Raw genomic sequence first — 26,221 nt, forward strand, 5'->3', positions numbered from 1 at the left:
CGTGGCTGGTCGGGCCCACGCGGCGGAGCCGCATATCGATACAGCCCCGCGCCCCTTAAAAGCGTCGGGGCGCGGCCCCTGTCATGAGGCGCCCGACCTCACCGCCGCCACCGCCTTTCTCGCCGCCACCAGGATCGGGTCCCAGACCGGGGAGAAGGGCGGGGCGTAGCCGAGGTCCAGAGACGTCATCTGTTCGACCGTCATGCCCGCTGTCAGGGCCACCGCCGCGATGTCGACCCGCTTGCCCGCGCCTTCCCGCCCGACGATCTGGACGCCGAGGAGGCGGCCTGTGCGGCGTTCGGCGAGCATCTTGACCGTCATGGGGGCGGCGCCGGGGTAGTAGCCGGCGCGGCTGGTGGACTCGATGGTGACGGTGACGTACTGGAGGCCGGCTCGGTGGGCGTCCTTCTCACGGAGGCCGGTGCGGGCGATCTCCAGGTCGCAGACCTTGCTGACGGCGGTGCCTACGACGCCGGGGAAGGTGGCGTAGCCGCCGCCGATGTTGGCGCCGATGATCTGGCCGTGTTTGTTGGCGTGGGTGCCGAGGGGGATGTGGCGTTCGAGGCCGGAGACCAGATCGTGGACCTCGACGCAGTCGCCGCCGGCCCAGATGTCCTCGTGGCCGCGGACGCGCATGGAGAGGTCGGTCAGCAGGCCGCCGTGGTCGCCCAGCGGCAGGCCCGCCGCCTTCGCGAGTTCCGTCTCGGGGCGTACGCCGATGCCGAGGACCACCACGTCCGCCGGGTACTCGGCGTCCTCGGTGACGACCGCGCGGACGCGGCCGTCGTCGCCGGTGCGCAGGGCGGTGACCTCGGCGTCGTCGATCATCGTGATGCCCATGCCCTCCATGGCCCTGTGCACCAGACGGCCCATGTCCGGGTCGAGGGTGGACATGGGTTCCTTGCCGCGGTTGACGACCGTGACCTCGTACCCCCGGTTGATGAGCGCCTCGGCCATCTCCACGCCGATGTAACCCGCGCCGACGACCACCGCGCGACGTCCCTCGGTGGCGGTCAGGGTGTCGAGGAGGGCCTGGCCGTCGTCCAGGGTCTGCACCCCGTGCACTCCGGGGGCGTCGACACCGGGCAGGTCGGGGCGGATCGGGCGGGCGCCGGTCGCGATGACGAGCTTGTCGTAGGAGGTCCAGGACTCGGCGCCGGAATCGACGTCCCGCGCGCGCACGCGTGCGCCCTCGACATCGATCTCCACGACCTCCGTACGCATCCGCAGATCGATGTCGCGGGCCCGGTGCTCCTCGGGGGCGCGGGCGATGAGCCGGTCGCGTTCGGGGACGTCGCCGCCCACCCAGTAGGGGATGCCGCACGCCGAGAAGGAGGTGAAGTGACCCCGCTCGAACGCCACGATCTCCAGTTCGTCGGGTCCCCGCAGCCGGCGTGCCTGCGACGCGGCGGACATGCCCGCCGCGTCGCCACCGATGACCACCAGGCGTTCCCTCGAACGTTCTTCAGTGCGGCTCATGTTCATGGAAACACGCTACGGGGGTCCCGCATTTCGGTCCGGTCGCCCTCGGTCCGGTCAGCCTCGGTCCGGTCGCCCTCGGTCCGGTCAGCCTCGGTCCGGTCGCCCTCGGTCCGATCGGTCGTCAGTCGGATCCGTCGTCAGTCGGGTCGGCCGTCAGTCCTGCTCGTCCTTGTCCGGTGCGGCGGACGGGAGCGAGCCCGCGGTGCCTGCTGTCGCTGTCGCCGTGGCCGGGCGGGGTCGGCGGGTACGGGCGAAACGGAACCACACGAGCAGGACGAGGGCCGTGGCCACGGCGAAGGGGAGGATCGCGGCGAGTGCCATGCCCAGCCAGCGGAACAGGCCGACGAACGCGTTCCAGCCGCCCGCCAGCGCGTCCATGAAGCCGGGGTCGTCGTCCTTGTCCGCCTTCTTCACCGCGGTCTCGGACAGGGACAGCGTGATGGTGGCGAGGCTCGTGCGGTCCTTCAGGGACTCCTGTTGGGCCAGCAGCGCCTCCAGGTCGGCCTGACGGCTGCTCAACTCGCCCTCCAGGGTGACCACATCGGTGAGCTTGGTCGCCCGGTCCATCAACTCGCGGATCCGGACGACACTCGCCTGCTGCGTCTTGATGCGGCTCTCCACGTCGACGACCTGGTCGGTGACGTCCTCGGCCTTGGTCTTGCGCTCGATCAGTGTGCCGGTGCCCTCCAGTTCGGCGAGGACCTCGTCGTACTTCTCGGTGGGCACACGCAGGACGACACGGGTGCGTTCGCGGTCCTTGCCGTCCCGGGTCGTGGACTCGCTGCCGACGAACCCGCCCGCGGTCTCCACGGTGGTGCGGGCCTCGTCCAGGGCCTTCGGCACGTCCTTGACCCGTACGGTCAGTGAGGCGGTGCGGATGATGTGGCTCGGGGCGATCTTGATCGGCGCGTCGGCGGCCTTGCCGCCGCTCTGTTCGGTGCCGCTGTCGCCGTTCAGGGCGCCCTCCTGTCGGCCGGACATGTCCGCCTTGCTGTCGGAGGCCATCTCGCCACCCGAGCTTGAGTCACCGGCGCCGCAGCCGGTGAGCGCCAGGGTGGCGGCGAGGAACAGGGCGGCCAGGGCCCCTGCGGGCCGCCGGGAACGTCGTACGTGTGTTTCGGCCATTGCGGCGTACCCCCCGAGGATCGTGACGGGCGTGCTTGCCCGCCTTGCTGACGCTCCTTCGACGCGGGAGGGGGCCGGAACGTTGGCGGGATCCGGTCCCGAAGCGGTCACGGTCGGGACTCGGCGAGGCCACAGGGACGGAAGTCCCGACGGCGGGACCGACGCCATGACTGTCAGTGACATCTGAGAGGGTGGATCCATGAGCGGATCACGTACGGACGCCGGGCACGTCGTCGTCATCGGGGCCGGGATCGCGGGGCTCGCCGCCGCGCACGGACTGCTGGACCGGGGTGCGAGAGTGACCGTCCTGGAGGCCTCGGACCGGGTCGGCGGGAAGCTGCTGCCCGGCGAGATCGCGGGCGCGCGGGTCGACTTCGGCGCCGAGTCGATGCTGGCGCGCCGCCCCGAGGCGGTCGCCCTCGCGAGAGAGGTCGGCCTCGCCGACCGGCTCCAGCCGCCCGCCACCGCCACGGCCTCCCTCTGGACGCGGGGCGCCCTGCGGCCCATGCCCAAGGGCCATGTGATGGGCGTCCCCGGCACCGCGTCCGCCCTCTCCGGTGTCCTCTCCGACGAAGGGCTGGCCCGGATCGAGCGTGACGCCGACCTGCCGCGCACCGAGGTGGGCGACGACGTGGCGGTAGGGGAGTACGTGGCGGCCCGCCTCGGCCGCGAGGTCGTCGACCGCCTGGTGGAGCCCCTGCTCGGCGGTGTCTACGCCGGCGACGCGTACCGCATCTCGATGCGCTCGGCCGTCCCGCAGCTCTTCCAGGCCGCCCGGACGCACACCTCCCTCACCGAGGCCGTCCGGGGGATCCAGGAGCGCGCGGCCGCCGCCCAGCAGACGGGCCCGGTCTTCATGGGCATCGAGGGCGGAGTGGGCGGACTGCCGCTCGCGGTCGCCGAGTCGGTGCGGGCGCGCGGCGCCGCGATCCTGACCCGGACGCCCGTCACGGAGCTGCGGCATGAGGCCCCCGGTGGCTGGCGCGTCGTCACCGGCGACCGCGTCCTGCACGCCGACGCCGTCGTCGTGGCCGTCCCCGCCCCGGTCGCCGCCGAACTGCTGCGTGCCGAGGCCCCCGAGGCCGCCACGGAACTGGCCGCCGTCGAGTACGCCTCCATGGCCCTGGTCACCCTCGCCTACCGCCGCGCCGACATCACCCTTCCGGAGGGCAGCGGCTTCCTGGTGCCGCCGGTCGACGGCCGCACCATCAAGGCGTCCACCTTCGCCTCCCAGAAGTGGGGCTGGATCGCCGAGCAGAACCCCGACCTGCTGATCCTGCGCACCTCCGTCGGCCGTTACGGCGAGACGGCGATCCTGGACCACGACGACACCCACCTCGTGCAGGTGTCGAGAAACGACCTGCGCGAGGCCACCGGTCTGTCCGCCGCGCCGCTCGAAGCCCGCGTCACCCGCTGGGACGACGGCCTGCCCCAGTACCCGGTCGGCCACCACGCGCGCGTGGCCCGCGTCCGCGAGCACATCGGCAAGCTGCCGGGCCTCGCGGTCTGCGGCGCGGCGTACGACGGCGTCGGCATCCCGGCCTGCATCGCGAGCGCGGCGGCCGCCGTCGACCAGATCCACGGTGACCTGCGCGCTGTGCATGACCTGACCGCCAACCCGGTGCGAAGCCCGCACGGCGGAGCGGGAGAATAAGAACCATGAGCGACGACGCCCCCACCACCGAGTCCGGCCGCATCCCGAACAAGGGCAAGCTGGCCAAGGACCTCAACGAGGTCATCCGCTACACGCTGTGGTCCGTCTTCAAGCTGAAGGACGTGCTGCCGGAGGACCGCGCCGGTTACGCCGACGAGGTCCAGGAGCTGTTCGACCAGCTCGCCGCGAAGGACGTGACCATCCGCGGTACGTACGACGTGTCGGGCCTGCGCGCCGACGCCGACCTCATGATCTGGTGGCACGCCGAGACCAGCGACCAGCTCCAGGAGGCGTACAACCTCTTCCGCCGCACCAGGCTGGGCCGCGCGCTCACCCCGGTGTGGTCGAACATGGCGCTGCACCGCCCCGCCGAGTTCAACCGCTCGCACATCCCGGCGTTCCTCGCCGACGAGACGCCCCGTGACTACGTCAGCGTCTACCCCTTCGTGCGCTCCTACGACTGGTACCTGCTGCCCGACGAGGACCGCCGCCGCATGCTCGCGGACCACGGCAAGATGGCCCGCGGCTTCCCGGACGTCCGCGCCAACACGGTCGCCTCGTTCTCCCTGGGCGACTACGAGTGGATGCTGGCCTTCGAGGCCGACGAGCTGTACCGCATCGTCGACCTCATGCGCCACCTCCGCGCCTCCGAGGCCCGCATGCACGTCCGCGAGGAGGTCCCGTTCTACACGGGCCGCAGGAAGTCGGTCGCGGAACTGGTGGCAGGGCTGGCATAAGCGCCCCTGCAAGGGGCGCGGGGCCGTCACCCGTGCGGCTCCGCCGCGCGGGCGTGATCAACCACGACCGACCCGCGGTTTCTCCACGGTCCCGACCCGCGGAGCGCTCGGCTTCGGCTCCGGGTGCGGTGCGCATGCCGCGCGCCGCACCGGGAGACGGCCCTCCAGCAGGTATGCCTCCAAGTGCGCGTTCACGCATGCGTTGGGCCCGCCCCCGATCCCGTGGTTCCCGGAATCCCGTTCAGTCACCAGCACCGACCCCCAGAACCGCCGATGCAGCTCGATCGCCCCGTCGTACGGCGCGGCCGCATCCCGCTCGGCCGCCAGAATCAGCGTCGGCGGTAGCTCGCCCGGCCCCGTGCGCACATCCAGCGGCCGCTGACGCGGCCCGCCCCAGTAGGCGCACGGCAGATTCGTCCAGACGTTGTCCCACGTCTCGAAGGGCGCGGTACGCGCGAGCCGCGTGTTGTCGCGGTCCCAGACCCGCCACTCCGTCGGCCAGGGCCCGTCGTTGCACTCGACGGCCGTGTAGACGGCGCCCGCGTTCTCCTGCTCGACGGCCGCCTCCGGGTACGGACCGGCGATCTGGACGAGCGGCTTCGGGTCGCCCTTCAGATACGCGGAGAGAGCCAGCGCACGCTGCGGCCAGTAGTCGTCGTAGTACGCGGCCTGCAGGAACGCGCTCTGCAACTGCCCCGGTCCCACCTTGCCCCCGGCGGGCCGGGAGGCCAGCCGCGCCGCCGCCCGCTCGTAGCTCCGCAGCACCCTCTCCGGGGTGTCGCCCAGCCCGTACACCTTGTGGTGCTTGGCGACCCAGGCCCGGAAGTCCGCCCAGCGCCCTTCGAACGCCGCCGACTGATCGAGATTGTTCTGGTACCAGATCTGATCGGGATCCGGGTTCACCGCCGAGTCGAAGACCATCCGGCGCACATGTGAGGGGAACAGCGTCGCGTACAGCGCCCCGAGGTACGTCCCGTACGACGCCCCCATGAACGTCAGCCGGTGCTCGCCGAGCGCGGCGCGCAGCACGTCCAGGTCGCGGGCGTTGTTGAGGGAGTGGTAGTGCCGCAGCGCGCTTCCGGCCCGCTGCGCACACCCACGCGCGTACGCCTTCGCCCGCGCGATCCGCTCCTTCTTGTACGACTCCGACGGGTACGTCGGCGCCGGTGAGGGCCCCCGGTACAGCCGCTTCGGGTCCTGACAGGACAGCGGTGCCGAACGCCCGACTCCGCGCGGGGCGTACCCCACGAGGTCGTACGCGGCCGCGACCCGCTTCCACTGCGGGACGTAGCCGATGAGCGGAAAGAACATCCCGGAGGCCCCGGGCCCGCCCGGATTGAACACGAGCGCCCCTTGCCGCTCGGCCTTCTTCCCCTTGGCGTCCTTCCCCCTGGCCTCGACCCGGCTGACGGTCAGCGAGATCTGCCTGCCCTCGGGCCGCGCGTAGTCGAGCGGCACCTTGACCGTCCCGCACTGAATCCCGTCCGGCAGCCCCTCCGCCACCGGACACTTCCCGAACCGGATCCCCTCCTCGGCGGCCCGCTGCGCCACGACAGCGACCTTTGCCGCCACCCCCCTCGCGTCACTCCTGGCCGGCGCCGCGCCGAGGGAACCCAGCACCACCGCCCCGACGGTCCCGTAGAGAACGGCAGCACGCATCGAGAGTCCCTCCGAAGCACGACAGCGACAAAGGGATGTTTGGCGTGAAAGAGGGCGAATGTAAAGCACCGTCCGCCAGTGTCGCTTTTCAGGGGGGCGGGGCTGCATGCATGTGCGGCTCCGCCGCGTGGGCGCGATCAGTCACGGACAATCCGCGGTGAACCAACGGCAACAACCCCTACGGCGCTACCGATGATCGAACGCCGCCCGCAACTCGGGGGAATCCACCGCCCGCACCCCCCGAACGGCCACGGAGACGAGGTCCGCGATGTCGCCCCCGTCCCGCCCGACCGCGGCCTTCAACACCCGCACCCCCGCAGGCGAGGCCCACCGCCTGTACGGCTGCCCCTCGACCTGCGCGATGACAAGACAGCCGAGGGTCAGCACCAGCGGCAGGGCGAACCACAACGTGACCAGAACACGCCGTTCCTCGAACCCCTGGGAGGGCAGCAGCAACGCCAGCGTCCCCAACCCGCACACGGCCAGCGCGGCGCCCCGCACCTGCGTGACCGCGTCGGCCACACTCGCCCGCGTCGCGTCCGGCACGGCCAGCCCCGCCGCGACGAGCCGGTCGGAGAGGCGTCGTACGGACTCCGCGGCCGCGGCGGTCCGCCGTACGGGCGCTATCCGGGACTGCCCGCCGGGGCCTATCGCGCCGATGACCGAGCGTTCCATCTCGTCGCGCCCGTCCGGGTCCACGACGGTCGCCCAGCCGGTGTGGGCGAGGAGGAGCCGGTGCTGGCGGGCCATGGAGACGAGCGTGAGGTCGGCGACGCGCGCGGGGCCGCCGGCCAGGAACGCCGCCTCGTACAGCGTGAGCCGGTGGCAGTGATGGGCGTGATGTGCGCGGACGTCCGTGTCGGCGGTAGCCGCACGCATCGAGGCCAGACACAGTCGGGCACAGGACACACCGGCGACGGCCCAGGCCGGCAGTAGGAAGAGAACCCAGAACATGGCGCGTTTCTATGCGCCGGCCCGGGTCGACGCCCCGCGATGTCCGCAATCCGGAGGGAAGCTTCCCGGTCTCGTCCGTTTGTTCACGGATACGGCCCGCAATTGCCAGGCCCCGCGAGGGCCGGACCTCCAGTCGGCTAGGTGTCGTCCCCCTCCGGCCCGTTGGCGGCCGGCGGCAGTGTGTAGCGCGGGGACGACTCCGCCGGGGACGGGGTGGGCGGCGAAGGGGACGGGGTCACCGGGACCGGGGAGCCGGGGTCGATCAACGGACCCGGCGGGGCGGGGGAGTTGGTGATGGGCGGGGTGCTCGCGGCGGCCGCGTCGCGGGCGATCGCGTCGTAGTCGACGAGGCCGGTGGCCTCCAGGACCTTGATGTGGTCGAGGACGGTGGTGTTGGCGTCGTCGGCGAGATCGCGGACCAGCGAGTTGCGGGTGGTGGCGCGGACCTGGGCGACGACGGAGAACACCTTGCCGTGCGCCAGGCGCAGGACGTTGGCGAACTCGCGGTCGTACTCCTCGCCCTGCGCCGCCGTCAGCGTGTCCAGCCAGGCCTTCTGCTGGTCGGTCGGCTGGTTGGGCAGCGGCAGGCTGAGGCGCGCGGCGACGTTGCGGACGCGGGCGTCGAGGAAGGTGTGCCCCTCGATGAGATGGTCCCCGGCGGTCCGTACGGCCTCGGTGGTGCCCTTCGTCTGGGCCTGCTGTCCGGCGGGCAGCTCCCACAGCCCCGCCAGCCTGACCTTGGTGATGAACTCCCGGTCCAGGCCGGACAGCGGGCCGTACTCCGTCGTCACGGTGGACGCGCTGAGCACGTCGGCGCCGGTCCCTGAGCGGTCCGCGTAGGACCAGATCGGGAAGACCAGCGCGATGAGTGTCGCTGTCAGTCCGGCGACGATGAGTCCTGTGCCACTGAACAGTCCTCCTCTGCCGTTGGTGGTTCGCATGGTGCCTCCTGCTCGCGGCACCGCACGCTAGTGCGCAACGGGTGCTGATGGGCCTTCGACTGGCATGTTACTGCCCGGTCTACGCCAAGTGCCGTAGGAGGAGGAACGGTTGAGGAGGGGACAAAGCGCGCTGGATGGGGTACGCGGAACCGTGGACATGGTGTGGGGAAGTGGGGCGAAAACGACGGCAAACCCGTGTGCGGGGCACGGGTTTGTTAATCGCAGCACATCTGGGCGTGAACGCCCCGGCTCAACGGCGTAGCAGCACCCTGCGGGTCGCGCGGGCCAGCCGGGCCGTCGGGCGCTGGGAGAGCGGGGCCGGGCCCGAGCGCTCCAGCCACCATTGGCGCATCTCGCGGAGGACGTCCGCGTCGTCGGGGCGGCCCGTCAGCAGCACGTGTTCGGCGAAGGAGAGGGCGTCCCGACGGTAGCCGTCGGTCATCGGGTGGCCCTGCGCGTACGCCACGAAGGCCGGCCGGTACGACGAGCCGAGGATCTCCGGGAGTTCCGGCGCCACCTTCGCCACGACGTCCGCCCGCTTGGCGGCGAGGGCCCGCCCCTGGACACCCAGCCGAACCCGGTCGAACCCCTCGGGCACCGGTGTCCCCGCGACCAGGGCGGACAGCAGCGCGGCCTGCGCGAGCCCGAGCCGCTGCCGGGCGGCGGGCTCGGCCTCCGCGACGGGCGCCTGCTCCTCGGAGAGCGGATCGGCGGCGGGCGCCTGCTCCTCGGAGACCGGATGCGCGGCGGGCGCCTGCTCGTCGGGGATCCGTACCTCGGCCTTCTCCAGCACTCCCCGGATCGCCCCCAGCTCCCGCTCCAGTTCGCCCGGCTCCGGGAAGTTCTCGTCGCGCTCCAGGAGGACGCCCGGCGGGGTCACGCGGGAGGCGAGGTCGGCGAGGACGTCGAGGACCTGCTGGGGGACGGGGTGGGCGTGGCTGTCGTGCCAGACGCCGTCGCGCTCGAAGCCGCCCGCGACGTGGACGTAGGCGATGGCCTCGACCGGCAGCTCGTCGAGCGCCTTCGCGGGGTCCTCGCCCCGGTTGACGTGGTTGGTGTGGAGGTTCGCCACGTCGATGAGGAGCCGGACCCCGGTGCGGTCGACCAGGTCGTACAGGAACTGCCCCTCGGTCATCTCCTCGCCCGGCCAGTTGATGAGGGCCGCGATGTTCTCCAGGGCGAGCGGCACGGGCAGCGCGTCCTGGGCGATGCGGACGTTCTCGCACAGCACGTCCAGGGCGTCCCGGGTACGCGGCACCGGCAGCAGATGCCCGGCCTCCAGTTGCGGTGACGCGGTGAGGGCACCCCCCGCCCGTACGAAGGCGATGTGCTCTGTGACAAGGGGGGCGCCCAGTGCCTCCGCGCGCTCGGCGAGGGAGCGCAGGCGCTGCTCGTCGGGGCGGTCGGCGCCGCCGAGACCCAGGGAGACGCCGTGCGGTACGACCGTGACGCCCCGCTCCCGCAGGCGGAGCAGCGACTCGGGGATGTGGCCGGGACAGACGTTCTCGGCGACAACCTCGACCCAGTCGACACCGCCCGCCGGCCCCGCCATGCGCTCGACGGCGTCGGCGATCTCCGGCCGCCAGCCGATGCCCGTCCCCAACTGTGCGATCTGCTCCATCGTCCCCTCCTCGGTCACGTCGGCCACGGCTTCACCAGGACTGTGTCTCGTCGTGCCGCGTCTCCTTACGGCGGACTTGTGTTCCGGCGTGACGGTGTCATGGCCCCGGCAGCCGGGGCCGAACCCCGAGGAGGGGACCTTCAGAGCAACATTTGAGCTTTCTACTGGACCTGCGGTACGCCCTGGTCCTCGTTGAGCTCCTCCGGGTCCGGACGGCCGGTGGGGACCAGGCCGGGTGTGGTCGGTGACGGAACCGAGCTCACGCGGGGGTTGGTGGACGGCTCGGCGGGGGGTGCGGCCGGCGGCACCTGACCGGGGTTGGGCGGCGGCGGGCCGGTGGGGCTGGCGGTACCGCTGACCGAGTTGTTGGCGATGGTCGCGAAGTCGACCTCGCCGGTGCCCTCCAGGATCGTGATGTGGTCCAGCACGGTCTGGTTGGCGTCGGAGGCCAACTGGCGGATCAGCGTGTTGCGGGTGGAGTTCCGCACGGTGCCGATCACCGGGAAGATCTTGCCGTGGGCGGCCCGCAGCAGGTTCGCCCAGGTCTTGTTGTACTCGGCCTCGGTCTTGGAGGCGGTCATCTGGTCCAGCCAGCCCTGCTGCTCCGCGGTCGGCACGTTCGGCAGCTCGACGCCCAGCTTCGCGGCGATGACCCGTGACCGCTTGTCGAGGTCGGTGTGGCCCACGATCAGGTGGTCGGCGGCCTCTCTGACGGACTTGCTGCCGCTGCGCTCCAGCGCCTGCTGCCCGGCCGGCAGCTCCCACAGACCTGCCAGCCGCACGCGGATGAGCAGGTCGCGGTCGAGGGGGGTGAGCGGCCCCCACTGCGTGGTCACCGTGTCGCCGGTGAGCGCCGCGGCGGCCGTGGCGTTGCGATTGGGGTACGAGTAGAACACGGGGTAGGCGACCGCGGTGAGCGTGCCGGCGATCGCCAGGGCGACGAGGACAGAGCCCTTGGAGCGTCGCAAATGAGCCTCCCGGAGGAAACCAACTGATAGTTGGGGACTGAACGTTGCCTGGGGGTGCGGCACGTGACCGCTGTGTGGTGTCGGGGCCTGGGCCGCCGCTCGGGGGTGAGAGCCGCGGCCGCGTCAGATCGTGCCGTTGGCGATCGCGTCGAAGTCGACCTGGCCGGTCTTCTCCAGGAACGTGATGTGGTCGAGCACCGTCTGGTTCGTGTCCGAGGCCAGCTGGCGCACCAGGGTGTTCTGGGTGCCGTTCCGGACCGCCCCGATGGTCGGGAAGATCTTGCCGTGCGCGGAGCGCAGCAGGTTGGCCCACACCCGGTCGTACTGGTCGTCCGTGGCGTTGCTCATCTGCTGGAGCCAGCCCTGCTGCTGGGCGTTCGGCACGTTCGGCAGCTCGACGCCCAACTGGGACGCCACGGTCCGCACCCGCTCGTCGAGGTCCTTGTGGCCCACGATCAGGTGGTCCGCCGCCTCCTTCACGGCCGGGCTGCTCGACCGCTGCATCGCCTGCTCGGCGGCGGGCAGCTCCCACAGTCCCGCCAGCCGTACACGGACGATCAGGTCCCGGTCGGCGGCCGTCAGCGGTCCCCACTGGGTGTTCACCATGCCGGCGGACATGTTGGCCTGAGCGGTGCCCGAGCGGTCGGCGTACGACCATACGGGGAACGCCAGTGCGCCGACGGTGACGACGAGTGCCAGGCTGGCGATGAGTGAGCCGTTGAGACGCCGCAAAGTGATCCTCCCGGGTGATGCCAACTGGTCGTTGGGGCAGTTACTTGGCCAGTGCAGGGAGATACGTACGGGGCGGCGGAGTTGTTCAACGAGCTTTGAACGAGCTGAGCGCCTCCAGCTCAGGCGGACACGATTCAACGCGGCCCGTGACGGCCCCGGTTACCGGGCGGTCCGCTCCCCGGTCGCCCGGGGAGCGGACCGCCCTCAGTCACGCAGGGCGCGATGGTCCGCGACCACCGTGCAGGAGCCGGGGGCGATCTCCGTGAAGCCCGCGTCGCGGACGAGGGGGAGACCGGCGGTGGTGAGGCTCTGCCAGTGGGCGGGGGCGGCCGTGCGGACGGCGAGCGGGAAGCCCGCGTCGCGCCAGGCGGTGCGGGCCGCGTCGGAGAGGTCCCACCAGGCGAGTTGGGCACCGTGGCCGGCCTGGGCCATGGCCTTGCCGGCCGACATGTCGACCTCGGGGTTCAGCCACAGGACCGGGGCGGCGGGGTCGGGACCGGCCGGCGGCTCCGGGTCGTCGAGGTCCGTGCCGGAGACCTGGAGGCGGGCCAGGTCCTTGGGCCAGCCGTCGAGCGGGACCGGCGGGAAGACGCGCACCTCGGCCGACTTGCCCGTCACCGTGATTCCGGGCAGCGTCTCGGCCCGCCGCCACTCCGCGCCGCGCGCCCGCCGCACCACCTTGCGGATCCGGGCGTCCTGCCAGTCCCGCATCGCCTCGGCCCACTCTCCGTCGCCCGAGGACCGCGCGTCGCTCAGCATCACCAGCACCGCCCGCGCCGCCGTCTCCAACGCGTCGGTACGTGCCGGGGGCGAGGCCTTCTCGATGCGCGCGACCAGGGGCAGCACGAACTGCGGTGCCTCGTCGCGGGAGGTCCGCTCGTGCCGGAACGGGCTGTCCTGGGAGTTCGGGTCGCCGGTGCTCACCCGCCCAGTCTGCCAGCCGGGAAGAACCGTCCTCGCGTGGGCGCCCGCACAGCCGTACGGCGGTTGTACGAGGATGGGGGCATGGAACGTGAGTTACTGCTGAGCCTGGAGGGCGTCGGCCGCCGTTACGGCTTCCGTGGCTCCTGGGTGCTGCGCGGCGTCGACCTGGAGGTCGCCCCCGGCGCGCTGATCCGGGTGGAGGGTGCGAACGGCACCGGAAAGTCGACGCTGCTCCGCGTCCTGGCTGGGATCGACGCGCCCACGGAGGGCCGGGTGACGGGGCGCCCGCGCACGGCGTACGTCCCCGAGCGCTTCCCCGCCGCGCTGCCGTTCACCGCCGTCGAGTACCTCACCCACCTCGGCGCGGTGCACGGCCTGGACCGCCCGGCAGCCGCCCGCGCCGCCGACGAGTGGCTGGAGCGCTTCGGGGCCGCCGAGTACGCCCGTACGCCGATGGCGGAGCTGTCCAAGGGCAGCAGCCAGAAGGTCGCCGTGGCCCAGGCCCTGCTCGCCGAACCCGAGTTGCTCGTCCTCGACGAGGCGTGGACGGGCCTGGACACCGACGCCCGCGAGGAGTTGGAGCGCGTGGTCGTCGAGCGGACCGTTGCCGGGGCCGCCGCCGTCTTCGTCGATCACGACCCGCGCCGTCTGGCGGGGGTGCCGGACGCGACGTACGCGGTGGTCGGGGGCGGGCTCAACGTCCGTTCGGGGGAAGGGACTTCGGGGTTGGAGCCGGGCGACTCCTCGGCAGCCGTCTCCGTCTCCGTCTCCGTCTCCGTCGTCGAGGCGAGGGGACCAGTGGGTGCCCAAGTTCCGGAGGAGGTACGAAGGTTGGCTACGGCTGTGGAGGAGACGGGCAACGGCGCCCACCGGTTCACCGTCCCGGAGGCCCGATCGGACGCGCTGCTCAGGGAGTTGCTCGGCACTCGTCCGCCCTGGCATGTGGTGAGCGTGGGCCCGGGGCCCGAACAGACTGACTCACCGGAGCCGGCGGAACCGGCGGAACCGGCAGAACCGGAAGTGGAAAGCTCCTGATGACCGCACTCCTCCGTTACCAGGCCGCGCTCCTGCTTCGCTCCCAGCGCTGGCTGCCGCCCGTCATCCTGTACGCGGCGTTCCTCGGCATCGGGGTGCAGAGCGGGCAGCCGGTGCTCGACTCTCTCGGCTGGTCGTCCGCCGCGCTGCTGCCGGTCGCCGCCTGGCTGGTGCGGATCTGCGCCACCAACGAGCCGCCGGCGGCCCGCAGCTGTACGGGCGCGGCGGCCGGACCGGGCCGTGCGCATCTGGCCTGCCTGTTGACCGCGCTGGCGGCGTCCGCGTTTCTCGGCACGGCGGCCACCCTCCTCGTCACGGTCATCAGCGACTGGACGAGCACGGATCACCAGACCCGGATCGCGGCGGTCCCCGCAGGCCTCGCCGGACTCGTCGCGGCCCTCGTCTGCGCCCTGCTAGGCACGGCCGTGGGCGCGCTCACGAACTGGCCGCTGCTGCGTTCACCGGGCCGGGCCGTCCCCGCGCTCCTCCTCGGCGCACTGCTGGCCCTGGTGATCTCGGGTTCCCCGGCCAACGCGGCGATCAGCTCCCTGGTGGACGGCTCCCAGCGCGCGACCGTCCCGGTCCCGGTGCTGCCCCTCGCCGCCGCCGGGCTGCTCACGGCAGCCGTCACCGCCGTGGCCTGCGCCCTGACGACCCGCCGCGCCGCCTGAGAGGGCCGCGTCTCAGCCCGAACAGGCCGTCCGCTCGGCCTCCCGCCACTCGCATACCGGGCACAGCGTCATGCCCTTGTACGACTCCGGGTACTCGGTGGGCTTCTGGCACAGCACGCAGTCGGCGAAGGGCGGACCGGAGGCCGTGGCCCGCGCTGCGGTCGGGTCCGGTTCCGTGGTCGGTTCGGTGCCGCAGTAGTCGCTCATATGTCCAGCGTAGAGCGACCGTGCGGGGACTGGCTTCAGGGTGCCGTCGCCGCTGTCGCCCCGACCAGCTCCGACACCTTCACGAACCGGAAACCGCGCTCCCGAAGCTCCGGCACGATCTTCCGTACGGCCCTCTCCGTGACCGGCGCGGCACTCCGCGTGCAGTGCATGACCACCACGGACCCCGGCCGCACCCCCTCCAGCACGTCCCGCGCCACCTCGTCCGCGTCCGTCGCGAACGCGTCCCCGCTCACCACGTCCCACTGCACCGCCGTCACCCCGGACGCGCTCAGCCTCCGCAGCGCGTGCCTGTCGTAGCAGCCGCCGGGGAACCGGAAGTACGGCATCGGGTCCGTGACGCCCGCCTCACGGAACACCCGGTACGCCCGCTCCAGGTCCGCCCGCATGTTCCCCGGCGCCATCGTCCGCAGGCCGTGGCACTCCTCGGTGAAGGCGTAATGGCTGTACGAGTGGTTCGCGACCTCGAAGAGGGGGTCCCGCCCGATGGACCGCGCCTGGATCGGGTACTCCTCGACCCATCTCCCCGTCATGAACACCGTGGCCGGAACCTTCAGATGCCGCAGCGCGGCGATCAACTGCGGATTGTCGAACCGTTCGCCCGCGGCCGCCCGGTCCCCTTGATCGGCGGTCATGTCCGCGTCGAAAGTGAGCGCGACGGTCTTGTCGGTGCGGGTACGGAGGCCGTGCTCGAAGACCGGAGTCAGCCCGGTCGGGCCCGGCGCGAGCGTGGGCGGACGGGACGAGGACACCGCCGAGGGGTCGGCGGTGGCGGTGACGACGCGGGTCGAGGCGTGCGGTGTGCCACAGGCGGCGAGGGCGGCGCCGAGTGCGCAGAGCGTGGAGAGCACGGCGACTCTTCGTGCGGGGGTGATCACCGCACGAACGTAAAGCGGTGGGGTGTGCGGATTGTCGGTTTAGCTGCCTGTTTACAGGGAGTCCGGCCCGAAGTCACCCGCCTGGGCGATGAAGCGGTGGGTGAGCCGGGATCTCGCCATGATCAACTCACCCAGAGTCGCGAACGGTTACACGCACTGTCCATCGAGCACGCGTGTACGGCGCCGGGCCGTACACGCGTGCTCAGACTGCCGGGGTCAGCACCAGTCGACGTAGAGGCCGATGTGGGTGATCTTGTCGTTGTAGGCGTCACCGACGTGCGTGAAGTTGTACCCGGGCGGCAGGCAGCGGTGCTCGCCCTTGGCGTTCCAGATGTGGGCGTAGTACGGCGTTCTGTTGATCACCGACGAGGCCGTCCACGAGGGTTCGTGCGAAGTGATGTTGAGCTTCGTCGACAGCTTGAGCTGGTTGTCCCACCAGTACAGCCGCTTCCCCTCGAAGTTCGGGTCGGCGAAGAAGCAGAGCTGGGCCTCCTTGCAGTCCGAGGCCTTGGCCTGTGCGGCGGGGGCGCCGAAGCCTATTGCCATGAGCATGGCAACCGGAGCGGTGAGGGCGTACGCGAGCTTTTTCTTCATGGGGGCGGTTCTCCGTTGCGCGGGTTCGGTGGTCTCGTCCTGGGCGGGTGGGGTCACGCGGCGCCGATGTCGCGGGCGTCCCAGACCATGGAGTCCGTGGTGGCCACGTCACCGGTGACGCGGCGGGTGCTGTAGTTGCAGTTGCTGTCGCGGCGGGTGACCTCGGTCTCGACGCGCCAGGTGCGGATGTAGCCGGTGGCCGAGACCCTGCGGCCGGGAGCGACGGTGATGCGGCCCTGCTGCATGCCGCTCGTGGTGTGCTCCTCGGTCACCGTGCGCGAGACGCCCGCCGTGAACACGGCCTTGAAGAGGTTCCAGTCGCCGCGGTACTCCTTGCTCGTTGTCCGCGTGTCGCTGACCGAGCGCTCGATGACGAGTGTCTGCTCCGTCGTCGTACGGTTGCGCAGCTCGCCGTTGACGACCGGGTTGAGGATCTCGCGCTTGGTGATCACCTTCGCGCGGGTGAAGCTGCTGCAGTCGGCCGCCGCGCTCTCGGCCGCCTGTGCGGGAACCGTGAGGCCGGTCAGCGCGACGCCGGTGAGGACGCCGCCGGCGAGGAGCGAGCGAAGGACGCGGGGGGTGGTGACCTTCATTTCCTGTCTCCTGAGTTGTGTGCCGAAGTGTGCTGAAGTTGATGATGTGTGCTGATATGCGCCGATGTGCGTGTCGTCGTCAGCAGGCCGGAAGGCCGCCGTTCCAGTTGGTGATGACGATCTGGCCGATGTTGTCGTTGATGCCACCGGGCAGGTTGGCCTCGCGGCCGGGGTAGACGTGGCAGGACCGGCCGCCGCCGTACGCCTTGACGTGCACGAAGCTGCCGGACGCGTTGACCACGTTCGACCCCGTCGTGCGGGTGCGGTAGTTGATCCGGTAGGTGCCGTCCTCGGCACCGGTCCACACGGCCAGGCCGCCGTGGTTCGGGTGCTCGAAGACGCAGGCCAGCTGGAGGCCCCGGCAGTCGTCGTAGGGGGCGGCGGAGGCCGGTGCCGAGGCGAGGCCGACCAGTCCGGCCGCGGCGGTGAATCCGGCGAGTGCCGTGCGTACGCGCATGTTCATCAGCCTCAGTAGTTGTAGTCGCAGGTGGAGTCGGCGGGCGGGTTGATCTCGATGGCGCTGAGCTTGTCGTCGAAGCCGTCCGGCAGATCGCGGACGGCGTGACCGCGTGCGACGCACAGCCCCAGGAACTCGTTCTCGCCGACGATCCTGACCTTGTACGCGGTGCGGTTGACGACCGAGGTGGTGGCTCGCACGGTGCCCGTGAAGCTGTAGTAGCCGGGCCGGCTCTCGGTCCACACCGGGGTGCCGCCGTAGTTGACGTGCTTGAAGGCGCAGATGACACCGAAGTCCGGGCAGTCGCGCACCGCCGCCGCGGACGGCGCGGCCGTACCCGCGACCAGGGCGGCCGCGGCGACGGCGGTGCCGGTCAGAGCCGTCAGTGCTCGCATGGGCTTCACCTTGCTTGCTCCTTTGGTCAGGCCGTTGGGCTTGCGATGACCACTTCAGCAGCAGCGGGAACGGTGATCCTTAAAAATGGATTAAGGGATTCCGGAGCGGCTTCGGGAGCGGCCAGCAGATAGCCCACACCGCGCACGGTGCTGATGAGCGTCCGGTCGGAGTCGGCGAGCTTCCGGCGCAGGGTGCAGATGTACGCCTCGACGATGTTGGACTCGCCGTTGAAGTCGTGGTGCCAGACGCGGTCGAGGATCTCGCCCTTGGGCACGACCTTCCCCGCCTGTTCCACCAGGAGGTGCAGGATGTCGAACTCCGTTGCCGTGAGCCCGACTTCACGCCCGTGCAGAAGAACCCGCCGACTCTCCGGGACCACTCGGAGCCCTGATGGCACAGGTGCCGGGAAGCCCGGCGCGGAGCGCCTTCTGAGTAAGACCTCCACCCGCAGGGCCAGTTCGGCCGGGGGACACCCCTCGGGCACGTAGTCGTCCGCCAGGCTGAGATCCGCCGCCCGGTACGAGCCGCTGTCGTCCCCGGTGAGGAAGAGGATGCCTGGCCGGGCCGGCTCCCGCCGCAGAGCGCGCGCCAGGGCGACCGCGTCCCAGCGCGCCCGTGTGCGGGTGACCGCCAGCAGCACGGCGTCGGGCGCCTGCTCCTGTATCTGCCGCAACGTCGGAACGCTCGCACCGAGGCGGGGCAGCGCGACACGGATACCCGCCGAGCGTAAGTGCCGGTACAGCAGCAGCGCCTGCGAGAGCTTCTCGTGGGCGACGAGGACACGCGTCGTCCTGTCACCGCTGGACACCGAAGTGGGGGGTGTGCCCATGTGGTTCATGGCGGGCAGTGAAGCCGCAACGGTTCAGAAGAGAGTCGGAGGACTCTCCGGAGAAGAACAGAAAAATCTACGCGGGAAGCACGGACGGCGGGGTGGACGCCTTGTGGGCGTCCACCCTTTCGGTTCAGGTCACGTACGACGCCACGGCCCCGTCACCGCGAACGTCGTGCCCGGTGCGTAGCAGTTGACGTACATCGTGTCGCCGTCGGGGGAGAAGGTGACCCCCGCGAATTCGCCCCATTCGGGCTCGGTGGGGGTGCCGATGTTTTGGGCGTTGCGGGCCATGGCGTAGACGTGGCCCTGGCGGGTGACGCCGTAGACGTGCTGGGTGCCGTTGCCGTCCTCGCAGACCATGAGACCGCCGGTGGGGGCGAGGCAGATGTTGTCGGGGGACTCGCCGGGGAGCTGGATGTCCGTGTCGGGGCCGAAGACGATGACGAGGGTGAGGGTGTGGTGATCGGGGTCGTAGCGCCAGATCTGGCCGTAGTGGTCGGCGGCCGAGCCCTCCGCGCTGTGGGCGAAGGAGGAGACGAAGTAGACGCAGCGGCCGCCCCAGTAGCAGCCCTCCAGTTTCTGGGCGTGGGTGATGCCCTGGGCGCCGAAGTCCTGGTGACGGATGGGGGTTTGGGCGGCGAGGGGGTCGGGGACGTCGACCCACTCGATCCGTTCGAAGCAGGCGCCGGTCTCCTGGATGGAGGAGAGGTCGGTTACGCCCGGGACGCGCATCGCCTGGAGGTGGCCGCCCGCGCGGAGTGAACCCAGGCCGCCCTTCGGCTTGTCGGGGAGGAAGCGGTAGAAGAGGCCGAAGGGCTTCTCGAAGGCGTCCTCCGTCTCGTAGACGACGCCTCGGCGCGGGTCCACGGCGATCGCCTCGTGCTGGAAGCGGCCCATCGCGGTGAGGGGCACGGCTCCGGAGCGCTGCGGGTTTGTCGGGTCCACCTCGAAGATGAAGCCGTGGTCCTTGGTGTAGCCGTTGGTGCCGGCCTTGTCCTCGGTCTCCTCGCAGGTCAGCCAGGTGCCCCAAGGGGTGGGCCCACCCGCGCAGTTGACGGCGGTGCCGGCGATGGCGACGCGTTCGGAGAGGACCTTGTTTCGGGAGTCGAGGGTCAGGGCCGTACAACCGCCCTTGCCCATCGGGTCGTAGGTCAGGCCCTTGACCGTGGGGACCGGGATGCGGCCGTTGTGGCGGTTCTCGTGGTTGCGGACCAGGTGTACGACGCGAGCACTGCCGTGTCTGCCGGGGAAGGCGGACATGCCGTCGTGGTTGCTGGGAACCTGGCCCTCGCCGGAGCGGAGGGGGTCGCCCTCGCGGGACAGGACCTGATAGCGGAAACCTTTCGGCAGGTCGAGCAGGCCGTTCGGATCGGGGATCAGGGGGCCGTAGCCGCCGGAGTGGCCGAGGGCGTTCTGCGCGGCCGCTGTGCCCGCGAAGAGTTCGGACAGGGCTCCGGTGAACGCGATGCCTGCTCCCAGGGCACCGGTGCGGGCAAGGGCCTGACGGCGGGTCACTGACATGGGACGGACCTTCCTGTTGGCGGACAGGATGTGACCCGCCTGTGTGTATCACGCGGTCACGGCCGCGTGAACCACGCGCGTAGAGGGAGGCGGAGGAGTCGTCCGGGTGTCACTCGGTCGGAGGGAGCGGGGAAGGGGGTGGCTGGGAAGGCTGGTGGGGCTGCGGGGGAGCGGTGTCCGGTGGTGGGCCCGCCTGTGCTCGTTCCAGGAACCTGAGGAGTTCCACCGGGAAGGGGAGTACGAGGGTGGAGTTCTTCTCGGCGGCCACCGCCACCACCGTTTGCAGCAGGCGGAGTTGGAGGGCGGAGGGGGTGTCGGCCATCTGCTGCGCCGCCTCGGCCAGTTTCTTGGAGGCCTGCAGCTCGGCGTCCGCGTTGATGATGCGGGCGCGGCGTTCGCGGTCGGCCTCGGCCTGGCGGGCCATGGAGCGCTTCATGGTCTCCGGCAGGGACACGTCCTTGATCTCCACGCGGTCGACCTGGACGCCCCAGCCGACGGCGGGGCTGTCGATCATCAGCTCCAGGCCCTGGTTGAGCTTCTCCCGGTTGGAGAGGAGGTCGTCGAGGTCGCTCTTGCCGATGATCGAGCGGAGGGAGGTCTGGGCCATCTGGGAGACGGCGAACTTGTAGTCCTCCACCGTGATCAGGGCGCTCGCGGCGTCGACGACCTTGAAGTAGACGACGGCGTCGACGCGCACGGTGACGTTGTCGCGGGTGATGCCCTCCTGGGCCGGTACGGGCATCGTCACGATCTGCATGTTCACCTTGCGGATGTGGTCGATGCCGGGGATGACCATGGTGAAGCCGGGGTTTCGGGGGGTGCCTCGCAGGCGGCCGAGGCGGAAGACCACGCCGCGTTCGTACTGCTTGACGACTCGGGCTGCGGCCGTGACGTAGACGAGGGCGGCGGAGCCGACCGCTGTGGCGGCCACGATTAGCTCTTGGACCATGACGACCCCCTTTGAGCCGTCCTGTATCGCTGTATCGCTGGGGATACCACGATATGACGGAGGTGGGGGGCTGGTCGAATGCCGCCGGGGGAGGGTGGAGCTGGGTTGAGCGGGTGCCCGGCGGCTGCGGCTGTGGCCGGGCGGGGGCGCTTCCCGGCGCTGACAGGGTGCCGCTGCGCCCACCCTCCCCCACTCTCGGCTTCGCTCGAGCGGGAGGTACCCCCATCGCCCCAGCGGCACGATTGCCCGCAGCTAGGCAGCTAGGCAGCTAGGCAGCTAGGGCAGCTAGGGCAGCTAAGGCGACTAGGGCAGCTGGGAGGCCTGGTGCCCCGGTCCGGAGACCGGGGCACCAGGGTCCTACAGCAGGGTCAGGACGTTCCCGACGTCGCCTTCTCCGGTTCCGGTTCCGGGACCGTCATCCTCACCGGTTCCGTGCCCGTCGCGCTGTGGCGGGCCGCCCAGTTCTCGAGGGCGGTGCGGCAGGCGTGGTCGAGGTGGTGGAGGCCGGTGAGGTGGAGTTCCACGGGGCGGTCCTGGGGGAGGGACTCCAGGTTGTCCAGGATCTTCGGGAGGCGGAGGAAGGTCGCGTTGCCCGAGAGGTAGGCCTGGACCGGGCCGGCGCCCTTGTCTATGACCTCCAGCTTGATGTGCGAGGCCTCCCAGGCGGTCTTGGCCACGGAGAGGGCCAGACCGATCAGAACGCCCTCGAACATGTTCACCGCGACGATCGCCACGGCCGTGGCCACCAGGATCAGCGCCTCGCCCCGGTGCGCCCGCCACAGGGAGACGATCTCCCGGAACGGGATCAGCTTCCAGCCCGCGTGGACGAGGATGCCCGCCAGGGCGGGAAGCGGGATCAGGGCCAGGGCACCCGGCAGCAGCGCCGCGAAGAGCAGCAGCCAGACGCCGTGCAGGACCCGGGACGCCTTCGTCCTGGCGCCGGCCTGGAGGTTGGCGGAACTACGGACGATCACCGCGGTCATCGGCAGCGCGCCCAGCAGGCCGGACACCGTGTTGCCGACGCCCTGGGCCATCAGTTCCTTGTCGTACTCGGTGCGCGGACCGTCGTGCATCCGGTCCACGGCCGCCGCGCTGAACAGGCTCTCGGCGGAGGCGATGAGCGTGAAGGCGAGAATCGTGCCGAGGATCGCCACGTCCGCGAGCTGACCGAAGGCGTCGAGTCCGGGGGGCTGGACGGCGTCCAGCAGGCCCTTCACCTCGACGTTCGCCACCGGCAGGCTGAAGGCCAGGCCGGCGACGGTGGCCAGGACGACCGCGGCGAGGGCGCCGGGGACCATCTGGACCTTCTTCGGCAGCCGCTTCCACAGCACCATCACCGCGATGGTGCCCGCGCCGAGCGCGAGGGAGGCGAGTGCAGCGGTGCTGCCCATGGCGTCGACGAAGGCCCCGGGCAGGCCCGTGATCTTGCCGATGCCGGAGGCGGGGGCCTTCAGGCCGGCCGCCGCGTAGAGCTGGCCCGCGATGATCACGAGGCCGATGCCGGCGAGCATGCCCTCGACGACGGATACGGAGATGGCGCGGAACCAGCGGCCCAGCTTCAGTGCGCCCATGGCGAGTTGAAGCAGGCCGGCGGCGAGCACGATCACCCCGAGGGCGGGCAGCCCGAACTGGCGCACCGCCTCGAAGACCAGCACGGTCAGACCGGCCGCCGGACCGGAGACCTGCAGGCTGCTGCCGGGCATCAGACCGGCGACGATGCCGCCCACGATGCCGGTGACCAGGCCGAGTTCAGCCGGCACGCCGGAGGCGACGGCCACGCCCACGCACAGCGGGAGCGCGACCAGGAACACGACGAGCGAGGCGCCGAAGTCCTGGCGCAGGTAGGGGAACTTGGACATGGGGGAGGTCTTGGAAGTCATCGCAGACACCTGGCCGCCGCTCACAGGGTCTCGAACTTGTCGGTGTCCGCGCGGTGTTCGCGCACGGCACCGGTGTGGACCTCGTAGTACCAGCCGCGCAGCCGCAGCCGGCCGTCCGCGAGGCGCTTCTCCACGCAGGGGTAGGAGCGCAGCCGCAGGAGCTGGCTGAGGACGTGGTTCTGGACTCCGTCCGCGACCGTTGGGTCCTCAACTGCCCCTTGGGGACGTGGAGTCGCGTTGGTCAGCCAGTCGCGTACGGCGGGTACGGCGGTCAGGTCGTCGCCGCGCACCAGGGCGCCGACGGCGCCGCAGTGCGAGTGTCCGCAGACCACGATGTCGGTGACGCCGAGGACCTCCACGGCGTACTCGATGGTGGCCGTCTCACCGGTGGGGCGGTCGGGGCTGTACGGGGGGACGATGTTGCCGGCGGTGCGCAGCTCGAAGAGCTCGCCGGGGCGGGCGCCCGTGATCAGGGCCGGGACGACCCGTGAGTCGGAGCAGGTGATGAACAGGACCTCGGGGGACTGGCCTTCGGCCAGCCTGGCGAACTCCTCAGGGCGCTGTCCGAACGTGCGGGCGTTGTCGATGAGGGGCTGCATGATGTGGTGACTCCTCCTGGCGCGCCTCGGTGGCGCGTCGGGCTTGCACGACAAGAGTGTGTGGGGGGGGCGGGCTCCGCGGATCAGCAGCGGAAGACCTGAAGGGCGGCCGGGGTGTGGGCCGCGGAGGATCTCGACGCCCGGTGGTACCGGGTCGAGGGCCGTTCCGGTTCGCTCGCGGCCGCCGGGTTCTCCCCCAGCGACGGACGCACGGGCGCCCCGGGAACGGTGTGGGTGACTGCACGGTGCCGGTCGCGTGTGCGGGCAGGGCCGGTCGGGTCCTGTGAGGGTGTGCACTCGCGGTGGGTGACGGCTGTGTCATGCACCGGCTTCGTGTCGAGTGTGTTTCCGGGCTTGGCTTTGGCCTTGACGTGACCAAGCGTGTGCGCTGCTGCGAAGGTTGCCGTGGGAGTGAAGAACGTGAGGGTGAGCAGGACGGCGGCTAGGGCCGAAAAGACGGTCCGGGTCGTCGTACCTCGCAATATGAGCCTCCCCACTGGCAGTTCTCGGTGTCTCCCGCACGTCGACAGTTGCTCGACTTGGTCAACCGATGGTCAACCGCTGGTCAAGAAACACGTTAACCCTGCAAAGTTGTTTGCAGGGTTAACTTAACGTTGCGAGCTGAAGAGAGCCTGAAAAGCGAGGTCACGTTGGCCGGAATCGACCCTTGACCTGGGGGAGTTCTCGTGAGGCGGTCTACGGACGGTGCCGGTGGGCTCAGTGCTCCACGAGTCGCTTGGCGTCGCGTGCGAGGGCGGTGAGGCGGGAGATGGCGCGGAAGTACTTCTTTCGGTAGCCGCCCTTCAGCATCTCCTCGCTGAACAGCTGGTCGAAGGGCAGCCCCGAGGCGAGCACGGGCACCTCGCGGTCGTACAGCCGGTCGGCGAGCACCACGAGCCGCAGGGCCGTGGACTGGTCCGGGATCGGCTGCACATCCGTCAGGCAGACCGCCTTCAGGCCGTCCGTGAGGGCGCCGTACCGGCTGGGGTGGACCCGCGCGAGGTGGTCCAGCAGGTGCGGGAAGTCGTCGAGCGAGGCGCCCCCGGTGGCGTACGCCGCCTTGGTGACCTCCTCGTCGGAGAACGGCGCCGGGGCCTCGGGCAGACCGCGGTGGCGGTAGTCCTCGCCGTCGATGCGCAGGGCGCGGAAGTGGGCGGACAGGCCCTGGATCTCGCGCAGGAAGTCGGCCGACGCGAAGCGGCCCTCACCGAGCTTGCCCGGCAGTGTGTTCGAGGTGGCGGCCAGCGCCACGCCGGCGTCGACGAGCTTGCCGAGCAGGGTCGACACCAGGACGGTGTCGCCCGGGTCGTCCAGCTCGAACTCGTCGATGCACAGCAGGCGGTGCCCGGAGAGGGTCTGGACCGTCTTCTGGAAGCCGAGCGCGCCGACCAGGTTCGTCAGCTCCACGAAGGTGCCGAAGGCCTTGAGGGACGGTTCGGCCGGGGTGGCGTGCCAGAGGGAGGCGAGGAGGTGGGTCTTGCCGACGCCGTAGCCGCCGTCCAGGTAGACGCCGCGAGGGCCGGCGGGGACCTTGGGGGCCTTCGCCCGTCCGAAGCCGAAGAGGCCGCGCTTGCCGGCGCCCGTGGTGTGCGCCCCGTCGAGACCCGCCGCGAAGCCGCTCAGGACGCGGACGGCCTCCGTCTGGCTGGGCTGGTTCGGGTCCGGGATGTACGTGGCGAAGCGGACCGAGTCGAAACGCGGCGGCGGCACCATCTCGGCGACGAGCCGGTCCGCGGGGACATGCGGCTCGCGGGTGCACAGGGACAGGGGAGCCGCTTCGGGTATCGGACCGATTCCGGACACGGTGGTTGAGGACGACGACACGGTTACCGAGTCTAAGGGCCGTGCCACACTGCACGACATGCGACGCCTGTTCCCTGTGACCGAAGAGACAGCGGCCCGGACCCCGGACGCGGGCGGGGCCCGGACATCGGCCGCGGCCGAGGGGTCGGACCTCGTCGACCGGGAGTGGAGTCTCGACGAGCTGGCGGCGGCGTACGCCTATCCCGAGCCCGCTCCGGGCGGTCGTGAGCCCTGGCTGCGGGCCAACATGGTCTCCACGCTCGACGGCGCGGCCCAGCACGGCGGGCGTTCGCAGCCGATCTCCAGTGACGCCGACATGCGGATCTTCGGCACGCTGCGGGGGCTCGCGGACGTGGTGATCGTCGGCGCGGAAACGGTGCGCCAGGAGGGTTACCGTCCGGCACGCGCCCGTGAGGCGTTCGCGGAGGCCCGCCGGGCGGCCGGACAGACATCCGCACCCGCCGTCGCGGTGGTGAGCGCCAGTCTGGATCTGGACTTCTCGCTGCCGCTGTTCACCTCGCCGTCCGTCCCCACCATCCTGCTGACCGGGGCCGCCGCTGCCCCCGACCGGGTCGCCACCGCCGAGAAGGCCGGCGTCCGGGTGGTGGTCGCCGGGGACGGCATGGGTGTCGAGCCCGCCCGGGCCGTACGGGCCCTCGCCGACCTGGGGCTGACCCGGCTGCTCAGCGAGGGCGGCCCCCGGCTCCTCGGCCAGCTGATCGCCGCCGATGTCCTCGACGAGCTGTGCCTGACCGTGTCGCCGATGCTCACGGCGGGGGACGCGCAGCGGATCGCCGGGGGCCCCTCGGTGCCCGTGCCCAAACGCTTCGCGCTGGCGTCGCTGCTGGAGGAGGCCGGGTTCCTGTTCGGTCGTTACCGGCGTACGTGAAAGCGGCGTACGTGAAAGCGGCGTACGTGAAAGCGGCGTACGTGAAACCGGCGTAGGGGAAAGCGGGCGGAATCTACCGTTCCGGTTGGCTTTCGCCGGGCA

Annotated in this window: 26 protein-coding genes; 5 read left to right on the top strand and 21 right to left on the bottom strand. The window is 71.0% G+C overall.

Going from position 1 to position 26,221, the window contains the following annotated elements; all coding sequences use genetic code 11:
* Nucleotides 1-81: 81 nt before the first annotated feature.
* Nucleotides 82-1,485: an FAD-dependent oxidoreductase gene (locus JIX55_RS37890; protein ID WP_257567731.1), complete on the bottom strand. Its 1,404-nt coding sequence runs from the start codon at nt 1,483-1,485 to the stop codon at nt 82-84.
* A gap of 150 nt (nt 1,486-1,635) precedes the next feature.
* Nucleotides 1,636-2,607: a DUF4349 domain-containing protein gene (locus JIX55_RS37895; RefSeq protein WP_257567732.1), complete on the bottom strand. Its 972-nt coding sequence runs from the start codon at nt 2,605-2,607 to the stop codon at nt 1,636-1,638.
* Nucleotides 2,608-2,806: 199 nt separating this feature from the next.
* Between JIX55_RS37895 and hemG the strand changes: the two genes are divergently transcribed.
* Nucleotides 2,807-4,261, top strand: a complete 1,455-nt coding sequence (gene hemG / locus JIX55_RS37900) for a protoporphyrinogen oxidase (protein ID WP_257567733.1) — start codon at nt 2,807-2,809, stop codon at nt 4,259-4,261.
* Between the two features lie 5 nt (nt 4,262-4,266).
* Nucleotides 4,267-4,998: a hydrogen peroxide-dependent heme synthase gene (gene hemQ, locus JIX55_RS37905; protein WP_257567734.1), complete on the top strand. Its 732-nt coding sequence runs from the start codon at nt 4,267-4,269 to the stop codon at nt 4,996-4,998.
* A gap of 57 nt (nt 4,999-5,055) precedes the next feature.
* Here the strand turns inward: hemQ and JIX55_RS37910 are convergent, their stop codons facing one another.
* The 7 genes from JIX55_RS37910 to JIX55_RS37940 form a co-directional block, all read right to left on the bottom strand.
* On the bottom strand, nt 5,056-6,657 hold the full coding sequence (locus JIX55_RS37910; RefSeq protein ID WP_257567735.1) for an alpha/beta hydrolase: 1,602 nt from the start codon (nt 6,655-6,657) through the stop codon (nt 5,056-5,058).
* A gap of 186 nt (nt 6,658-6,843) precedes the next feature.
* Nucleotides 6,844-7,611 (bottom strand): TIGR04222 domain-containing membrane protein, encoded by a 768-nt coding sequence (locus JIX55_RS37915; RefSeq protein ID WP_257567736.1) that lies wholly within the window; start codon nt 7,609-7,611, stop codon nt 6,844-6,846.
* Between the two features lie 137 nt (nt 7,612-7,748).
* Nucleotides 7,749-8,552, bottom strand: a complete 804-nt coding sequence (locus JIX55_RS37920; RefSeq protein WP_257567737.1) for a DUF4142 domain-containing protein — start codon at nt 8,550-8,552, stop codon at nt 7,749-7,751.
* 250 nt (nt 8,553-8,802) lie between these two features.
* Nucleotides 8,803-10,173 (bottom strand): DUF692 domain-containing protein, encoded by a 1,371-nt coding sequence (locus JIX55_RS37925; protein WP_257567738.1) that lies wholly within the window; start codon nt 10,171-10,173, stop codon nt 8,803-8,805.
* 161 nt (nt 10,174-10,334) lie between these two features.
* Nucleotides 10,335-11,141, bottom strand: a complete 807-nt coding sequence (locus JIX55_RS37930; RefSeq protein WP_257567739.1) for a DUF4142 domain-containing protein — start codon at nt 11,139-11,141, stop codon at nt 10,335-10,337.
* A 123-nt stretch (nt 11,142-11,264) separates the two neighbouring features.
* Complete coding sequence (locus tag JIX55_RS37935; RefSeq protein WP_257567740.1) at nt 11,265-11,873, bottom strand: DUF4142 domain-containing protein; 609 nt, start codon at nt 11,871-11,873, stop codon at nt 11,265-11,267.
* 204 nt (nt 11,874-12,077) lie between these two features.
* Entirely contained in the window at nt 12,078-12,797 is a 720-nt protein-coding gene (locus tag JIX55_RS37940; protein ID WP_257567741.1) for a peptidyl-tRNA hydrolase, read from the bottom strand.
* Between the two features lie 81 nt (nt 12,798-12,878).
* Between JIX55_RS37940 and JIX55_RS37945 the strand changes: the two genes are divergently transcribed.
* Nucleotides 12,879-13,832 (top strand): ABC transporter ATP-binding protein, encoded by a 954-nt coding sequence (locus tag JIX55_RS37945; protein WP_257567742.1) that lies wholly within the window; start codon nt 12,879-12,881, stop codon nt 13,830-13,832.
* On the top strand, nt 13,832-14,503 hold the full coding sequence (locus tag JIX55_RS37950) for an ABC transporter (protein ID WP_257567743.1): 672 nt from the start codon (nt 13,832-13,834) through the stop codon (nt 14,501-14,503). Before JIX55_RS37945 ends, JIX55_RS37950 begins: the two co-directional genes overlap by 1 nt.
* Before the next feature lie 12 nt (nt 14,504-14,515).
* On the opposite strand, the gene JIX55_RS37955 is transcribed toward JIX55_RS37950, so the two are convergent.
* The 12 genes from JIX55_RS37955 to zapE all read right to left on the bottom strand — a co-directional run bounded on the left by JIX55_RS37955 (nt 14,516) and on the right by zapE (nt 25,290).
* Entirely contained in the window at nt 14,516-14,710 is a 195-nt protein-coding gene (locus JIX55_RS37955) for a hypothetical protein (RefSeq protein ID WP_257567744.1), read from the bottom strand.
* Nucleotides 14,711-14,745: 35 nt separating this feature from the next.
* Entirely contained in the window at nt 14,746-15,606 is an 861-nt protein-coding gene (locus JIX55_RS37960; protein WP_257567745.1) for a polysaccharide deacetylase family protein, read from the bottom strand.
* Between the two features lie 216 nt (nt 15,607-15,822).
* Nucleotides 15,823-16,200: a peptidase inhibitor family I36 protein gene (locus tag JIX55_RS37965; RefSeq protein ID WP_257567746.1), complete on the bottom strand. Its 378-nt coding sequence runs from the start codon at nt 16,198-16,200 to the stop codon at nt 15,823-15,825.
* A gap of 53 nt (nt 16,201-16,253) precedes the next feature.
* A complete protein-coding gene (locus tag JIX55_RS37970; protein ID WP_257567747.1) occupies nt 16,254-16,793 on the bottom strand; it encodes a hypothetical protein in 540 nt (179 codons plus the stop codon).
* 79 nt (nt 16,794-16,872) lie between these two features.
* Complete coding sequence (locus tag JIX55_RS37975; RefSeq protein WP_257567748.1) at nt 16,873-17,250, bottom strand: hypothetical protein; 378 nt, start codon at nt 17,248-17,250, stop codon at nt 16,873-16,875.
* A gap of 11 nt (nt 17,251-17,261) precedes the next feature.
* The gene (locus JIX55_RS37980; protein WP_257567749.1) at nt 17,262-17,645 is read right to left on the bottom strand and encodes a peptidase inhibitor family I36 protein; all 384 of its coding nucleotides are present in this window, start codon (nt 17,643-17,645) and stop codon (nt 17,262-17,264) included.
* Nucleotides 17,646-17,671: 26 nt separating this feature from the next.
* Nucleotides 17,672-18,475, bottom strand: a complete 804-nt coding sequence (locus tag JIX55_RS37985) for a response regulator transcription factor (RefSeq protein ID WP_257567750.1) — start codon at nt 18,473-18,475, stop codon at nt 17,672-17,674.
* 138 nt (nt 18,476-18,613) lie between these two features.
* Nucleotides 18,614-19,999: a PhoX family protein gene (locus JIX55_RS37990; protein ID WP_257567751.1), complete on the bottom strand. Its 1,386-nt coding sequence runs from the start codon at nt 19,997-19,999 to the stop codon at nt 18,614-18,616.
* Nucleotides 20,000-20,108: 109 nt separating this feature from the next.
* Nucleotides 20,109-20,948: a slipin family protein gene (locus JIX55_RS37995; RefSeq protein ID WP_257567752.1), complete on the bottom strand. Its 840-nt coding sequence runs from the start codon at nt 20,946-20,948 to the stop codon at nt 20,109-20,111.
* A gap of 368 nt (nt 20,949-21,316) precedes the next feature.
* Nucleotides 21,317-22,828: a SulP family inorganic anion transporter gene (locus tag JIX55_RS38000; protein WP_257567753.1), complete on the bottom strand. Its 1,512-nt coding sequence runs from the start codon at nt 22,826-22,828 to the stop codon at nt 21,317-21,319.
* 20 nt (nt 22,829-22,848) lie between these two features.
* The gene (locus JIX55_RS38005) at nt 22,849-23,427 is read right to left on the bottom strand and encodes a carbonic anhydrase (protein WP_257567754.1); all 579 of its coding nucleotides are present in this window, start codon (nt 23,425-23,427) and stop codon (nt 22,849-22,851) included.
* Between the two features lie 717 nt (nt 23,428-24,144).
* Nucleotides 24,145-25,290: a cell division protein ZapE gene (zapE, locus tag JIX55_RS38015; RefSeq protein ID WP_257567756.1), complete on the bottom strand. Its 1,146-nt coding sequence runs from the start codon at nt 25,288-25,290 to the stop codon at nt 24,145-24,147.
* Between zapE and JIX55_RS38020 the strand changes: the two genes are divergently transcribed.
* Nucleotides 25,289-26,119 (top strand): pyrimidine reductase family protein, encoded by an 831-nt coding sequence (locus tag JIX55_RS38020; protein WP_257567757.1) that lies wholly within the window; start codon nt 25,289-25,291, stop codon nt 26,117-26,119. The genes zapE and JIX55_RS38020 overlap by 2 nt on opposite strands.
* Nucleotides 26,120-26,221: the final 102 nt, after the last annotated feature.

Source organism: Streptomyces sp. DSM 40750 (assembly GCF_024612035.1).
GTDB lineage: Bacteria > Actinomycetota > Actinomycetes > Streptomycetales > Streptomycetaceae > Streptomyces.